Origin of the sequence: Arsukibacterium sp. UBA5043 (assembly GCA_002415085.1) — a bacterium.
In the GTDB taxonomy this organism is placed as follows: Bacteria; Pseudomonadota; Gammaproteobacteria; order Enterobacterales; family Alteromonadaceae; genus Alishewanella.
Window position 1 is genome coordinate 402,311 of the sequence record DIBV01000001.1, and the last position, 15,139, is coordinate 417,449.

At 46.9% G+C, this 15,139-nt stretch carries 10 protein-coding genes; 9 read left to right on the forward strand and 1 reads right to left on the reverse strand.

Annotated features, from left to right (window positions below; genetic code table 11):
* Positions 1–9: 9 nt before the first annotated feature.
* The 9 genes from B2Q61_RS01850 (at position 10) to glnS (ending at position 14,757) form a co-directional block, all read left to right on the forward strand.
* Entirely contained in the window at positions 10–732 is a 723-nt protein-coding gene (locus B2Q61_RS01850) for a succinate dehydrogenase iron-sulfur subunit (protein ID WP_290616352.1), read from the forward strand.
* Positions 733–836: 104 nt separating this feature from the next.
* Positions 837–3,647 (forward strand): 2-oxoglutarate dehydrogenase E1 component, encoded by a 2,811-nt coding sequence (locus tag B2Q61_RS01855; protein ID WP_290616350.1) that lies wholly within the window; start codon positions 837–839, stop codon positions 3,645–3,647.
* Positions 3,648–3,713: 66 nt separating this feature from the next.
* Positions 3,714–4,964 (forward strand): 2-oxoglutarate dehydrogenase complex dihydrolipoyllysine-residue succinyltransferase, encoded by a 1,251-nt coding sequence (gene odhB / locus B2Q61_RS01860; protein ID WP_290616348.1) that lies wholly within the window; start codon positions 3,714–3,716, stop codon positions 4,962–4,964.
* A gap of 147 nt (positions 4,965–5,111) precedes the next feature.
* On the forward strand, positions 5,112–6,278 hold the full coding sequence (gene sucC / locus B2Q61_RS01865; RefSeq protein ID WP_290616346.1) for an ADP-forming succinate--CoA ligase subunit beta: 1,167 nt from the start codon (positions 5,112–5,114) through the stop codon (positions 6,276–6,278).
* Between the two features lie 10 nt (positions 6,279–6,288).
* The gene (sucD, locus tag B2Q61_RS01870) at positions 6,289–7,161 is read left to right on the forward strand and encodes a succinate--CoA ligase subunit alpha (protein ID WP_290616343.1); all 873 of its coding nucleotides are present in this window, start codon (positions 6,289–6,291) and stop codon (positions 7,159–7,161) included.
* 224 nt (positions 7,162–7,385) lie between these two features.
* The gene (locus B2Q61_RS01875) at positions 7,386–10,361 is read left to right on the forward strand and encodes a TonB-dependent receptor domain-containing protein (RefSeq protein ID WP_290616341.1); all 2,976 of its coding nucleotides are present in this window, start codon (positions 7,386–7,388) and stop codon (positions 10,359–10,361) included.
* 142 nt (positions 10,362–10,503) lie between these two features.
* A complete protein-coding gene (locus B2Q61_RS01880) occupies positions 10,504–11,292 on the forward strand; it encodes a hypothetical protein (protein ID WP_290616339.1) in 789 nt (262 codons plus the stop codon).
* 35 nt (positions 11,293–11,327) lie between these two features.
* Positions 11,328–12,962: a tryptophan halogenase family protein gene (locus B2Q61_RS01885; RefSeq protein ID WP_290616337.1), complete on the forward strand. Its 1,635-nt coding sequence runs from the start codon at positions 11,328–11,330 to the stop codon at positions 12,960–12,962.
* 130 nt (positions 12,963–13,092) lie between these two features.
* Entirely contained in the window at positions 13,093–14,757 is a 1,665-nt protein-coding gene (glnS, locus tag B2Q61_RS01890) for a glutamine--tRNA ligase (protein ID WP_290616336.1), read from the forward strand.
* A gap of 63 nt (positions 14,758–14,820) precedes the next feature.
* On the opposite strand, the gene B2Q61_RS01895 is transcribed toward glnS, so the two are convergent.
* Positions 14,821–15,015, reverse strand: a complete 195-nt coding sequence (locus B2Q61_RS01895) for a DUF3185 family protein (RefSeq protein ID WP_290616335.1) — start codon at positions 15,013–15,015, stop codon at positions 14,821–14,823.
* Positions 15,016–15,139: the final 124 nt, after the last annotated feature.

A 15,139-nucleotide genomic window follows, 5' to 3' on the forward strand; every position in this document is an offset into this window, starting at 1 on the left:
GCAGTAAAAATGACTACATTGACCTTTTCAATTTATCGTTACAACCCTGATGTTGATACCGCACCACGGATGCAGGATTACACCCTGGAGAATCCCGAAGGCCGTGACATGATGGTGCTGGATGCGCTGATTAAGCTCAAGGAGCAGGATCCAAGTTTGTCGTTCCGGCGCAGTTGCCGGGAAGGTGTTTGTGGTTCAGATGGCTTAAATATGAACGGCAAGAACGGTCTGGCCTGTATCACGCCATTGTCTGAGGTCGGAAAAGGTAAGGGCGGCAAAATTGTTGTGCGGCCATTGCCTGGTTTACCGGTAGTACGGGATTTGGTTGTCGATATGAGCCAGTTTTATACCCAGTACGAAAAAGTTAAACCCTACCTGATAAACGATGATAAGTTACCGCCAGCCGGTGAGTTTTTGCAATCTCCGGAAGAGCGCGCTAAGCTTGATGGCTTATATGAATGTATTTTATGTGCATGCTGTTCAAGTTCATGCCCGTCGTTCTGGTGGAATCCAGACAAATTTATTGGCCCGGCAGGATTGTTACACGCCTATCGTTTCTTGGCAGACAGTCGCGATACGGCCACTGAGCAGCGTTTAAATGACTTAGACGATGCCTTTAGTGTATTTCGCTGTCATGGCATTATGAACTGTGTCAACGTTTGTCCAAAGGGGTTAAACCCGACCAAAGCCATTGGCCAGATTAAATCGATGTTGTTAAACCGGGCGCTGTAATGCGCCCTTATTTTGGTTAATATTTGAAAAGCCGGCCATTTCGCGAGCGAAATGACGGTTTTTTTGCTACTTTTTTCCAGGTGCTCAGAAATAAGGGAAACTAAATGCACGAAGGTGTAATGAAGGCGTGGTTAGAGTCTTCACATCTTGGCGGTGGTAACATGGCCTATGTGGATGAACTCTATGAATCCTACCTAGCAGAGCCCACCAGTGTTGGTGACGAATGGCGTGAGTTTTTCGCCGGGTTGCCAAAAATCGATGGGGTCGATCTTGAAACTCGACATGCTGACGTTCGTCAGCAGTTTGCCGATTTAGCCCGTAACAAGCACCGTGAAGTGGTGGTTGTTAATAGTGGCAGCGCTACTGACACCCGTCAGGTAAAAGTGCTGCAGCTTATCAATTCTTATCGTTTCCGTGGTCATCAGCATGCCAACCTTGATCCGTTAAACCTGTGGAAGCAACCCCGGGTTCGCGATCTGGAATTGTCGTTTCACGACTTGTCTGAAGCTGATTACGATACCGAGTTCAATGTTGGATCATTTGCCAGTGGTCAGGAAACGATGAAACTTGGCGATTTGCATAAAGCACTGGAAAAAACCTACTGTGGTTCTATCGGTGCTGAATACATGCACATCGTCTCAACTGACGAAAAACGCTGGATCCAGCAACGACTTGAAGGCACGCAATCTACGTCGGTATTTGATAAAGAAACCCGGCTAGGTATTTTAAAAGGTCTGGTGGCAGCAGATGGTCTGGAAAAATATTTAGGCTCAAAATTCCCCGGGGCCAAACGTTTTGGCCTGGAAGGCGGCGACGCCATGATCCCGATGCTGAAAGCGATGATTCACCGGGCCGGTGAGCAAGGAGCCAAAGATTCTGTTATTGGTATGGCCCACCGTGGCCGCCTGAATACCTTAATTAACGTCCTGGGTAAAAACCCGTCTACCTTGTTCGACGAATTTGCAGGCAAATATGAAGTAGTGGGGGCGGGCGATGTTAAATACCACATGGGATTTTCATCCGATTTTGCGACCAAAGGCGGCAATGTCCATTTGGCATTAGCGTTTAATCCTTCGCATCTGGAAATTGTTAACCCGGTGGTGATTGGTTCAGTGCGCGCCAGACTGGATCGCCGTGGCTGTACTGACGGTTCTCTGGCATTACCTATTACCATTCATGGTGATTCTGCCTTTGCCGGTCAGGGGGTGGTGGCTGAAACCTTTAATATATCGCAAACCCGTGCCTTCAAAGTAGGTGGTACTGTCCGGGTTGTTATTAACAACCAGGTTGGGTTTACGACTTCAAACCCGGAAGATACCCGTTCCACCCCTTATTGTACCGATATTGCCAAAATGGTACTGGCGCCGATTTTCCATGTTAATGGCGATGATCCGGAAGCCGTGGTGTTTGTGGCACAATTAGCGGTAGATTATCGTAATACGTTTAAACGTGACGTGGTCATCGATTTGTTTTGTTACCGGCGCAATGGTCATAATGAGTCTGACGAGCCAAACGCTACTCAGCCATTAATGTACCAGAAAATTAAAAAGCATCCGACTCCGCGGGAAATTTACGCTACAAAGTTAATTAATGAAGGCGTATGCACCGAAGATGAGGTCAAGGCGCTGATTAACAACTACCGTGATGCGCTGGATACTGGCGATTGTGTCGTTGACGAGTGGCAGCCAATGAGCGAGCCGTCGGTTGACTGGACGCCATTTCTTGGTCATGACTGGGACGCCACCTACGACGCCAGCATGGCGGTAGAAAAGCTGGTAGCACTGGGTGAAAAAGCAATTAATGTACCTGAAAATGTAACGTTGCAACGCCAGGTAAACCGCGTCTATGAAGACCGGGCGCTGATGCTGACCGGTGAGAAAAAGATTGATTGGGGCATGGCTGAAATACTTGCTTATGCTGCAACAGTTGCCGATGGTAACCGGATCCGTTTTGTCGGCCAGGATTCGGGTCGTGGTACCTTCTTCCATCGCCATGCGGTACTGCATAATCAGGATGATGGTAGCACTTACACGCCGTTGACTAAAATCAGCGATGAGCAGGGGCCGTTTCAGATTTTTGATTCTGCATTGTCAGAGGAAGCGGTGCTGGCTATCGAATATGGCTATGCAACAGCTGAGCCCAGAGCGATGGTGATCTGGGAAGCGCAGTTTGGTGATTTTGCCAACGGTGCTCAGGTTGTGATAGATCAGTTTTTAAGTTCTGGCGAACAGAAATGGGGTCGCTTGTGTGGCTTGACCTTGTTATTGCCGCATGGCTATGAAGGTCAGGGGCCGGAACACTCATCAGCACGGTTAGAGCGGTTTCTGCAGTTATGTGCTGATCACAACATGCAGGTTTGTATACCGACTACGCCAGCACAGGTATTTAATATGCTGCGCCGGCAAATGGTGCGGCCAATGCGCCGGCCATTAATTGTAATGTCGCCGAAATCACTGCTGCGCCACCCTCAGGCCACATCATCGCTTGAAGAGCTTGCCTCAGGTAAGTTCCTCAATGTTATTGGTGAGATTGACGATATCAAGGCAGATGAGGTTAAGCGGGTCGTATTCTGTAGTGGCAAGGTGTACTACGAACTGCTCGAAGAACGTCGCAAACGTGAGCAAACTGACGTTGCTATTGTCCGGGTGGAACAGCTGTATCCATTCCCCCGGGACGAATTGATGGAAGTGCTTAGTCAGTATCAGCATGTTACCGATTTTGTCTGGTGTCAGGAAGAACCACAAAATCAGGGCGCCTGGTACTGCAGTCAGCACCATTTCCGCTCTGCTATTCCGAAAGATGGCTATTTAAGCTATGCCGGACGTGAAGCCTCATCGTCGCCGGCAGTTGGTTACTTGTCGGTACACAATAAGCAGCAGCAGGCTTTGGTTAACGACGCGCTAAGCATCAAATAATACATTGACCGGTCCGGGTAGCGGGCCGGTTAAACGAAATAAGACTAACCGGTAAAAGGTGAAAAAGTGGAAATTAAAGTACCCGTACTTCCAGAATCTGTTGCTGATGCAACCATCGCCACCTGGCACGTAAAAACAGGCGAAGCCGTAACACGCGATCAGGTATTAGTTGATATTGAAACCGACAAAGTGGTGCTTGAAGTTGCTGCCCAGGCCGATGGTGTAATGGGTGAGATTATTCATGATACTGGTGCAACCGTCTCTGCGGAAGAAGTTATCGGTAAAATGGAAGCAGGTGCCTCTGCAGATAAAAAAGATGATTCGTCAGATAAAAAAGACGACTCTGCAGATAAGAAAAAAGCCTCAACAGAGAGTAAAGACGCGCAGGACTCAGCAAAATCAGAAGCAAAGTCTGAAGACAAAGCAGACGACAGTAACGATGATGCATTAAGCCCGTCAGTGCGTCGGATGATTTCAGAAAAAGGTTTAGACGCCAGCAAAATCAAAGGCTCAGGTAAAAACGGCCGGGTAACCAAAGAAGACGTTGAGAAATTTGTTGCTGAGGGCAGTAAAAAAGCTTCAGGCAGCAGTTCCACTACTACAGCTGTGGCCGGCGATCGCAGTCAGAAGCGCGTGCCGATGACCCGTTTGCGTAAAACAATTGCCAACCGCCTGTTGCAAGCGAAAAACTCAACGGCAATGTTAACCACGTTTAACGAAGTTAACATGAAGCCAATTATGGACCTGCGTAAGCAATATCAGGACGTATTTGAAAAGCGTCATGGTATTCGTTTAGGCTTTATGTCGTTTTATGTTAAAGCCGTAACTGAAGCGCTGAAACGTTTTCCGGAAGTTAATGCTGCGATAGATGGCGATGACATTGTTTATCATAACTACTTTGATGTCAGCATCGCCGTATCAACGCCCCGTGGCTTAGTGACACCGGTATTGCGTGACTGCGACAAAATGAACCTGGCTGAAATCGAAAAATCGATAAAAGAGCTGGCGTTAAAAGGCCGTGACGGCAAGCTGGCAATGGATGATTTAACCGGCGGTAACTTTACTATTACCAATGGTGGTGTGTTTGGCTCGCTGATGTCGACACCTATTATTAACCCGCCACAATCAGCTATTCTGGGTATGCATAAAATCCAGGACCGGGTGATGGTAGTGGATGGCAAGATGGAAATTTTGCCAATGATGTATCTGGCATTGTCTTACGATCATCGGATCATCGACGGTAAAGAGTCGGTGGGTTTCCTGGTAACCATTAAAGAATTACTGGAAGATCCAACCCGTATATTACTGGATATCTGATTATTCAGTAAAAACGCAAGAAAATGCTGTTGTTTTAGGGCAACAGCATTTTGTATTTCGCCGGTTGGCACTATAATACGCGCCGATCGAAACATCAGGCTGCACCATAACGGGCAGCTTCCATATTCAAATGAACGGAAAATAGCCATGAATTTGCACGAGTATCAGGGTAAGCAACTGTTTGCCCAATATGGTTTGCCTGTATCTAAAGGCATCGCCGCAGCTACGGTAGAAGAAGCGGTAGCAGCTGCAGATAAAATCGGCGGCGATATGTTTGTTGTCAAAGCGCAGGTTCACGCTGGTGGTCGCGGTAAAGCGGGCGGTGTGAAACTGGTTAAAAGCAAAGAAGACATCAAAGCATTCGCAGAAAAGTGGCTTGGTAAAAATCTGGTTACGTATCAGACTGACGAGAAAGGTCAGCCTGTAAGCCGTATTCTGGTTGAACCTTGCACCGATATCGCTCAGGAATTATATCTGGGCGCCGTGGTCGATCGTGCTTCACGTCGCATCGTGTTTATGGCGTCTACCGAAGGTGGCGTTGAAATTGAAACCGTTGCCCATGAAACCCCGGAAAAAATCTTAAAAGCGGCTATTGACCCGTTAGTTGGCGCTCAGCCCTACCAGGGCCGTGATTTAGCGTTTAAGTTGGGTCTGGAAGGTAAACAGATTAATCAGTTCGTTAAAATTTTTATGGGATTAGCGAAACTGTTTCAGGAAAAAGACCTGGCATTACTTGAAGTTAACCCGCTGGTTATTACACCTGCAGGTGATTTGCACTGTTTAGATGCCAAGCTGGTGATTGATGGCAATGCGCTGTATCGTCACCCTGAATTAAAAGCGATGCAGGATCCATCACAGGAAGATCCTCGTGAAGCGCATGCCGCATCGTGGGAACTGAACTACGTGGCGTTAGGTGGTGATATCGGTTGTATGGTTAACGGTGCTGGCCTGGCAATGGGCACGATGGACATCGTTAAACTGCATGGCGGTAAGCCAGCTAACTTCCTGGACGTTGGTGGTGGTGCTACTAAAGAACGCGTAGTTGAAGCGTTCAAAATTATCCTGTCTGATGATGCTGTAAAAGCAGTATTCATTAACATTTTTGGCGGTATTGTTCGTTGCGACATGATTGCTGAAGGTGTTATTGGCGCGGTGAAAGAAGTTGGCGTTAAAGTACCGGTAGTGGTGCGTCTGCAGGGCAATAATGCAGAAGTAGGTGCTAAAGTGCTGTCTGAAAGCGGCCTGAACATTATCGCTGACACAGACCTGACCAGTGCTGCTAAGCAAGTGGTTGCAGCAGCGGCTAAGGCATAAGGGGTAACTAATGAGCGTATTAATTAATAAAGATACCAAAGTAATTTGTCAGGGTTTCACCGGTGCTCAGGGTACTTTTCACTCTGAACAAGCCATCGCATACGGAACTAAGATGGTTGGCGGTGTAACGCCAGGCAAAGGCGGCCAGACTCATTTAGGCTTGCCTGTTTTTAACACCGTACAGGAAGCGGTCGACACAACCGGTGCTACGGCATCTGTTATTTATGTACCTGCAGCATTTTGCAAAGATTCTATTCTGGAAGCGGCAAACAGTGGCATTAAGTTAATTGTTTGTATCACTGAAGGCATTCCAACCCTTGATATGTTAGATGCTAAAGTTAAGTGTGATGAATTAGGGGTGATCCTGATTGGTCCTAACTGTCCGGGTGTTATCACGCCGGGTGAATGTAAGATTGGTATCATGCCAGGCCATATTCATAAACCAGGTCGGGTAGGTATCGTTTCACGCTCAGGCACCTTAACTTATGAAGCAGTTAAACAAACTACCGATCACGGTTTTGGCCAGTCAACTTGTGTTGGTATCGGTGGCGACCCGATTCCGGGTTCGAACTTTATCGACATTCTGAAGCTGTTTCAGGAAGATCCTAAAACTGAAGCTATCGTCATGATTGGTGAAATCGGTGGTTCTGCGGAAGAAGAAGCTGCTGCTTATATTAAAGAACATGTTACTAAGCCAGTGGTCTCTTATATTGCCGGTGTTACTGCACCTGCTGGTAAGCGGATGGGTCATGCCGGTGCTATCATCTCAGGTGGTAAAGGCACTGCAGATGAGAAATTCGCTGCGCTGGAAGATGCCGGTGTTAGAACCGTAAAAAGCTTAGCCGATATTGGTCAGGCCTTGAAAGAAGTTACCGGCTGGTAAGCCAGTAGTTACAGAAAATAAAAAAACCGCCAACAGGCGGTTTTTTTTATTTAATATAGGTAAAAAAAGAGACAGGATGCGGTAAATTAGCGACAAAGTGACATTTTTCGTTGCAATTCAGTTTTGAGCCTTTAGTATAGATTCACATGTCGGTTGAACTTTGACAAAGTTGCGTTGTCATTCGCCGCCTTTAAACATAATAAAAATCTATTCAGGAAGCTCTTATGAAAAACTTTGCTCCAATTTCCAGGAAGAAGCCTCTGGCTTTGGCTGTCAGCTGCGTGCTGGCCTCATCCATGTTAAGTCTAAGTGCCAACGCACAGGACGAAAACAGCGAAACAGAAAAAGCAGAAGAAAAAACCGAACGGATTCAGATTGTCGGCTCGCGTATCCGCACTGATGGTTTGGACCAGGCTCAGCCAATTGAAGTGATTAACGCCAGTGCTGCCGCCAGCCAGGGCATCAGTAACCTGGGTGAGCTATTACGTAACTCAACCGTGGCCGCTGGTTCTAACCAGATCACTGCTGCAGCTTCTACTGCTTTTGTTACCGAAGGTGGCACGGGCTCAGAAAGTATCTCACTGCGCGGTTTAGGCGCTAACCGTACTCTTATTTTATTAAATGGTCGCCGGGCGGGTCCTGCTGGTACCCGCGGACAGGTATCGTCTTTTGATCCAAACGTATTGCCATTATCAGCAATTGACCGGATTGAAATCTTAAAAGACGGTGCATCATCATTATACGGCTCTGACGCCGTAGCCGGCGTTATTAACATTATCACCAAGAAAGGTGATGAAAGTTCGATTAATTTTAATACCTCACAACCCACCGAAAGCGGTGGAGAAAACTATCAGTTGAACGGTACTTATGGCAGAACATTTGGCCGAGGTTCATTCCGGGTAGTGGGTGACTATAAAATGCAAAAAGAGTTGGCGCAGGGCCAGCGTAGTTTTTTCAATTGTGCCGAGCGTTATTATTTTGATCCGGATAGCGGTGAGCGGGTAGACCCGATTGATCCACGTACTGGCAAAGCTCATTGTAATGATTTGTTGTGGGGCCATGTCTGGTTATACGACTATCAGGGAGCAGGAGGCAACGTGCCTGCCGGTGCTAAAGCCCAATATGATTATGATGGTGATTTAGCCAATTATATCCCTGGCTTTGCAACCGACCCGAGCAACCCGGATTTTATGGTAACACCTCCAGGTTGGTTCCCGGTGGCGTACGACCGTGCCTCAGATGCGGTCGCTAATGCTGATCACCCGTTTCAGGATTTACAAACGCTAATCCCGGAAAATGAACTTATTACCGCCTATGCCCAGGGTGATTATGAGCTGAGCGACAGCGTTATGTTGTACGGTGAAGCTTTATTAAACCGCCGTACCACCAAGACGAACGGTTATCGGCAATTCTGGAGCTACAAATATAATGAAGACTTCTTTGCCGGTGATCCGTTAAGTGAAGGCTGGACCGGTGCCCAGTGGTTAAGCCCAACGCCAATTACTGATCATTCAGGTAGTGAAATTACCGTTGACTATCGTCGTTTTGTGCTCGGGTTAAATGGTGACTTTGGTAACTGGTTCTGGGATTTGTCTTATCAGGACAGTCATAGCGATGGTGAGTATCAGTCTAAGTTAATTTATGAAGATGCGATATCGCCGTATAACTTTGCTTCAGGTTCTTGCGTCGGTGAAGTGACAACAATTCGTGGTGTACCTTGTGTTGATGTCCCCTGGTTAGATCCGCAATTCCTGGCGGGTAATATTACCGGTGAAGTAAGAGATTTCCTGTTTGGTGAGCAAGTTGGTAATACGGTTTACAAACAACAGTCGCTGGAAGGTTATATTACCGGTGATTTATTTGAATTGCCGGCAGGGCCAATTGGTCTGGCATTAGGTGCCAGCTATCAGCGTGATTCCATTAAAGATACCCCCGGCGTAGAAACGCTGCGTGCTAACACCTGGGGCCAGACTTCAGCGGGTATTACTGAAGGTAAACATAATACCAAAGCGGTGTTCACTGAGATTCAAATCCCGTTCCTGCGTGATATGCCATTTGCGGAATCACTGGATTTCTCGGTTTCTGGTCGATATACCGATGTATCGTCATATGGTAGCGATTATACTTATAAAGTGGGGGCGAACTGGCAGATTGGTCAGGGCTTCCGTTTGCGAGCGTCACGCGGTACCTCATTTCGCTCTCCAGCGCTGTATGAGCTTTACTTGAATAATCAAACCAGCTTCGCCGGTCAACGTGCTATTGACCCTTGTATCAACTGGGAAGACGGTTTAGCTACCGGAACAACCAGTGAAATTGTGGCAAATAACTGTGCTTCAGATGGTATACCAGGTAACTTCGGCGGCGGTGCAATTTCGGCAACGGTAACCACAGGGGGTGGTGCCGGCCAGCTGGAAGCTGAGACGTCAGTGGCGAAAACGGTTGGTTTAGTCTGGCTGCCTGAGTTTGATGATAACTTTAGTGCGTCAATTGATTATTTTAATATTAAGATAACCGGTGAGGTTACTAACTTGTCTGCCCAGGAGATAGTTGGTAATTGTTATAACTCTGAGACCTTTGGTACTGAACCTTTGTGTACTCAATTTGATCGGGACCCGACTGATTTACGGATCACTGACGTTCGTGGTGGTTATCTGAACATTGCTACTCAGGTTAACCGCGGATTTGATGTGCAATTAGGTTACAGCGTTGATACACCTATCGGTGAATTAAGTGCGACCTACCAGCATACCCGTCAGTTGGAAGCATCACAGCAGTTGTTCGCAACCAGTGAACCAATTGATAGAACGGGTGAGTTTGGCCGGCCGAAAGATGTCGGTAATCTGATGGTGGCATTAGATTATGAAGATTGGACCTTTAACTGGACAGCTCGTTACACTGGTGAAGTGTCGAACTATACCCGTTATGGTCTGGGAGAGTATCGTGACACCGGGAGTTATCGTGGCGATGATGTTAAACTAGTGCTGCATTCAGACGCTGTTATTTATCATGCGTTCTCAGTAACTAAAGACTTTCTCGATGCAGGGTTTGATGTGACCTTCGGTGTGGCAAATGCGTTTGATAAAGAGCCGCCGAAAGTCAGTGCAATTGGTGGGGTAACCCGTCTTGGCACCTCAGCTTTCTATAGTCAATATGACTGGCTGGGTCGTCGCTTGTTCCTGAACGCCTCATACTCTTTCTAAGCTTAGTGATACACTGTTAAATAAATGCCGACGTAAGTCGGCATTTTTATTTACTTAGCATGCTAAAAAAGGTTAAAAACCTAGTAAGGCTTTGCCCATTACTTCGTTGTGGGTAATAAAAGAATATAAAAAAGAGATTAACATGCCAACGATCCACGCCAAACCTGACACGCTAAACAGCATTAATGCCAATTATCAGCAAACTGAATTGAAGCAGCCGGTTTTTTTAAATTCGGTACCAAAATGCGGCACGCATTTGCTGAAAAATATCTTCAGAATGTTTGTGCCGGTAGCGCAGCAGTATCATCAGCAATTTATTCAGATCCCTATTTTGCAGCAGCATTTAGGCGCATTCAGTACCGAAAAACCTAAGCTTAGCTGGGGCCATTTGTTGTTTTCAGACAGCTCAGCTATTGCCCTGAAAAATGTCAGGCAAATTGTCATTGTCCGTGACCCGTATGATTGGGTGTTAGCCCGGGCCCGTTTTTTCCTGTCTGATACCTTTCAGGGCTCTATGGATCATTTAAAAGGTGGCAAAGTATCTATTGAACAAATGCTGAATATGATGATTTTCGGTATTTACCAGAAAGCGCCAACCTTAAACGAAATTTATACTCATAACGCGGTGGCCTGGCTCGGAACCGGCAGTAAATTAGTGCGCTTCGAAGACGTTATTTCACATTTGAAAAAACTGGATACGCCGCAGGCCGAAGCCTTTTTTACAGATTTACTGCAACCACTGGGTTTAGCTGAGTTACCGGCAGATTGGCGAGAGCGGGTGTTAGCCGGCGCCGATAAAGAACAAAGCGGTACCTACCGCGAAAATCTGGCCGGACAAAAAGTGGAGTTACCGTCGGTATTACCCGATATGCAAAAGCAATTGGTTGAATACGCCGCGCCGGGGTTGCGCCGCCTGCTTGGTTACTTTTAACAGAATTAAATAAATAACTTGTTGTGGAGTACACAATGCAACAACGAAAAGTAGTCATTGTCGGTGGTGGTTCTGCCGGCTGGATGACCGCCGCCTATCTGAATGGTGCCTTGAATAAGCAGGGGACAGAGCAAAACGTACTGATTGAATTACTGGAATCGCCAGATATTCCGAGGATCTCGGTAGGCGAAGCGACTATTCCCTCTATGCGCCATTTGCTGGCGGTAGTGGGGGTCGATGAGCGGGAATTTATGCAGGCCACCGACGCGACCTTTAAACAATCAATAAAATACTGTAATTGGGTACATAATGACAGTAGTTTTTATCACCACCCATTTAGCAGTATGCGGGTTCAACCAATAGACAGGGCAGGCCGAGACTGGCTGAAAAGCGATCGCAGTATACCTTTTATGGAAACTTGCTCGGCACAACCCATTATTTGTGAAATGGGCCTGGCGCCGCTGATGCTGGGTAAATGGGATATGGGCTCCCGGCTAAACTATGCCTACCATATGAACGCTCAGAAATTTGCTGATTACCTGCGTGATTTTTCAACTGCTCGTGGCGTAGTGCATACCCTGGCTAATTTAACCGGGGTTGACATGCAGGGGCCGGATAAAATTGTTGCGGTGACCACGGATCAGCAACAGCGGTTAACGGCAGATTTATTTGTTGATTGCACTGGCTTTAAAGCCAAACTTATTGAAGAGAAAATGAATGTAGGTTTTGAAGACTGCTCGCAATGGTTGTTATGCGACCGGGCCATTACGATGCACTTGCCCTATGATAAATTTTACCCTGGCATGATAAGGCCTTACACCACGGCCACTGCGCTCTCGGCCGGCTGGATTTGGGATATCCCGATGCAAAATCAGCGTTCAGTAGGCTATGTGCATGCCAGTCAGTTTATCAGCATAGAGCAGGCTGAACAAGAACTGCGAGCCTATCAGGGGCCGGGTACGGAGCAACTGAAAGCCAGAGTCGTAGATTTTAAAGTCGGGCGGCGCCAGGGGAACTGGCGGGGTAACTGCGTGGCCATTGGTTTATCGGGTGGCTTTATTGAGCCGCTGGAATCTACCGGTTTGTATCTGAGTGATTTAGGTGCTGTGTTGCTGGCAGAACATTTTCCTTATGATGATCAGGATATGGACATTTTGGCGGGTCGTTACAATAGGTTAATGGCCAATCGTTTTTACGAAATTCTCGATTTTATCAATATGCACTACTGTATGACCAAACGCACCGATACGGCGTTCTGGCGTGAAGTACAAAAACCAGAGCGGATCACCGAGCGCCTGAAAGCTAAATTGGCATTTTGGCGTATTAAACCCCCCAGTGCCCATGATTTTCAGGATCAGTGGTATCCGGGTATGGTAACAACGGGCGCTGATACGCCATCGTCGCTCTCGGCAGATAGCCGGGCAGCGATTGATACCGGCGGTTTATGGAATCATGAAAGTTATGAGTGCATTTTATATGGTATGGGCTTTTTAGACGACGAGTGCAGGCAGCGCTACGGCCCTGACTTACCGCCCACCAGCGTGCACCCTGCCATTATTCAGCGTTTGCAAATGGCCCGGCAAAAATTACCGCCTCATGCCATCTGGTTAAACCGGGTGCTGGGCATGCCAGAATACCCAACGGCGTACCAGCCAAAGGGTTGGCTATAACATCTGATATGGCCACCAGGCCCGGACTGATTGGTTTTTTCCAAACTGCTAATAGCTACTGCCACTAGCAGTGTTATAATGGCGGCCATTTTGGTTATCTTTAATTGTATTAACAAGGACATTTTACATTATGGCGGACGTTGAACATCGCCCCAGCAATTTTATCCGGCAAATTATTGATGCCGATTTGGCCAGTGGCAAACATAACGCGGTCCAAACCCGTTTTCCGCCAGAGCCAAATGGCTTCTTACATATTGGTCATGCGAAGTCTATTTGCTTAAACTTTGGTATTGCTGAAGATTATCAGGGGCAATGTAATTTACGTTTTGACGATACCAACCCTGAAAAGGAGAATATCGACTTCGTTAATTCTATACAACAGGACGTAAACTGGCTGGGCTTTGCATGGAGTGGCAAGGTTCGTTATTCATCAGATTACTTTGATGCGCTACATGATTTCGCTGTTGAGTTAGTCAGTAAAGGCCTGGCCTATGTGTGTTTTCTCAACAATGAGCAAATGCGCGAATATCGTGGCAATTTAACCCAGCCGGGTAAAAATAGCCCTACCCGCGACACCTCAGTGGAAGAGAACCTGGCGTTATTTGCCAAAATGCGTGCCGGTGGTTTTAAGGAAGGCGAGTGTTCACTGCGGGCTAAAATTGATATGAGCTCCAGTTTTATGTGTATGCGCGATCCGGTGATTTACCGGGTTAAATTTGCTCATCATCACCAAACTGGCGACAAATGGTGCATTTATCCAATGTACGATTTTACCCATTGCATATCAGATGCGCTCGAGGGAATAACCCATTCGCTCTGTACTCTGGAATTCCAGGATAATCGCCGTTTGTATGATTGGATCCTCGATAACATCACGATCAATTGCCATCCGCAGCAAATTGAATTTTCCCGTTTAAACCTTGAGTTTGCAGTGATGAGCAAGCGCAAACTGCAAACGCTGGTTGAGCAAAAAGTGGTGACTGGCTGGGATGACCCAAGAATGCCGACTATTGCCGGCTTGCGCCGCCGCGGATATACCCCAGCTTCTATTCGTGAATTTGCTAAACGTATTGGTGTCACCAAACAAGACAATGTTATTGAAATGAGCGCGCTGGAAGCGTGTATCCGCGAAGATTTAGATAGCGCTGCGCCCAGGGCTATGGCAGTGCTCGACCCACTTAAAGTGACGATTACAAATTATCCGGCGGATGGTATCGAATGGCTTGACTCACCTAATCATCCGAAAGATGACAGCATGGGAAGTCGCAAGCTGCCATTTGGCCAGGTTGTTTATATTGATCGCGCAGATTTTAAAGAAGAAGCGAATAAAAAATATAAACGACTGGTATTAAACAGTGATGTTCGGTTAAGAAACGCTTATGTTATTCATGCAGATGAGGTAATCAAAGATAACGATGGCAATATAACTGAGCTTAAGTGCAGCTATTTACCCGAAACCCTGGGCGAAAACCCGGCTGATGGTCGCAAAGTGCGCGGTGTTATTCACTGGGTTGAGGCGACCAATGCCTTGCCTGCTGAATTCCGGGTTTATGATCGTTTGTTCAGTGTGGCTAACCCGGCAGCAGAAGAAGACTTCTTAACCGTTATCAATCCAGAGTCACTGCTGATCAAACAGGGTTTCGCCGAACCCTCACTGCACACTGCGCTAACTGAGCAGGCTTATCAGTTCGAGCGGGAAGGCTATTATTGTGCTGATAGAGACTCTTCGGCCAGTAAACTGATTTTTAACCGCACAGTGGGTCTGCGTGACAGTTGGGGTAACTCTGAACAGTAAACACGACGTTTAATCAAAATAAAGGCCACAGTAGTGGCCTTTATTTATTGTTAATGACCCGAATTATTTTTTAAGCAACACACCAATACCAATAATGGCAGCCAGGCCACCCGCAACCAGATACCAGACTGCGTTATCTGTCGGGCTACCAGTAACCAACTCTGTTACTTCGGAAGCGGCAGAGTTATACGCGTTGTAACCAAAATACAGCAGCACTGCACCCACAACTAATAACGCCAAACCAATAATTTTATTCATATCGTTCTCCTTTGTTATCTTCACCAGTCTAGCTAATAATTTAATGAAAGCAAATCAGTATGTTATTAAAGTGAATAAAACGAAAAATAAAGTTCGCGCGCTCCTGTTGCCAGTGGGGCGGGCT

Excerpts from the sequence above, each read along its gene's own strand:
- B2Q61_RS01850 (WP_290616352.1), top strand. The coding sequence starts at position 10 with ATGACTACATTGACCTTTTCAATTTATCGTTACAACCCTGATGTTGAT.
- B2Q61_RS01855 (WP_290616350.1), top strand. The coding sequence starts at position 837 with ATGCACGAAGGTGTAATGAAGGCGTGGTTAGAGTCTTCACATCTTGGC.
- sucC (WP_290616346.1), top strand. The coding sequence starts at position 5,112 with ATGAATTTGCACGAGTATCAGGGTAAGCAACTGTTTGCCCAATATGGT.
- sucD (WP_290616343.1), top strand. The coding sequence starts at position 6,289 with ATGAGCGTATTAATTAATAAAGATACCAAAGTAATTTGTCAGGGTTTC.
- B2Q61_RS01875 (WP_290616341.1), top strand. The coding sequence starts at position 7,386 with ATGAAAAACTTTGCTCCAATTTCCAGGAAGAAGCCTCTGGCTTTGGCT.
- B2Q61_RS01880 (WP_290616339.1), top strand. The coding sequence starts at position 10,504 with ATGCCAACGATCCACGCCAAACCTGACACGCTAAACAGCATTAATGCC.
- B2Q61_RS01885 (WP_290616337.1), top strand. The coding sequence starts at position 11,328 with ATGCAACAACGAAAAGTAGTCATTGTCGGTGGTGGTTCTGCCGGCTGG.
- glnS (WP_290616336.1), top strand. The coding sequence starts at position 13,093 with ATGGCGGACGTTGAACATCGCCCCAGCAATTTTATCCGGCAAATTATT.
- B2Q61_RS01895 (WP_290616335.1), bottom strand. The coding sequence starts at position 15,015 with ATGAATAAAATTATTGGTTTGGCGTTATTAGTTGTGGGTGCAGTGCTG.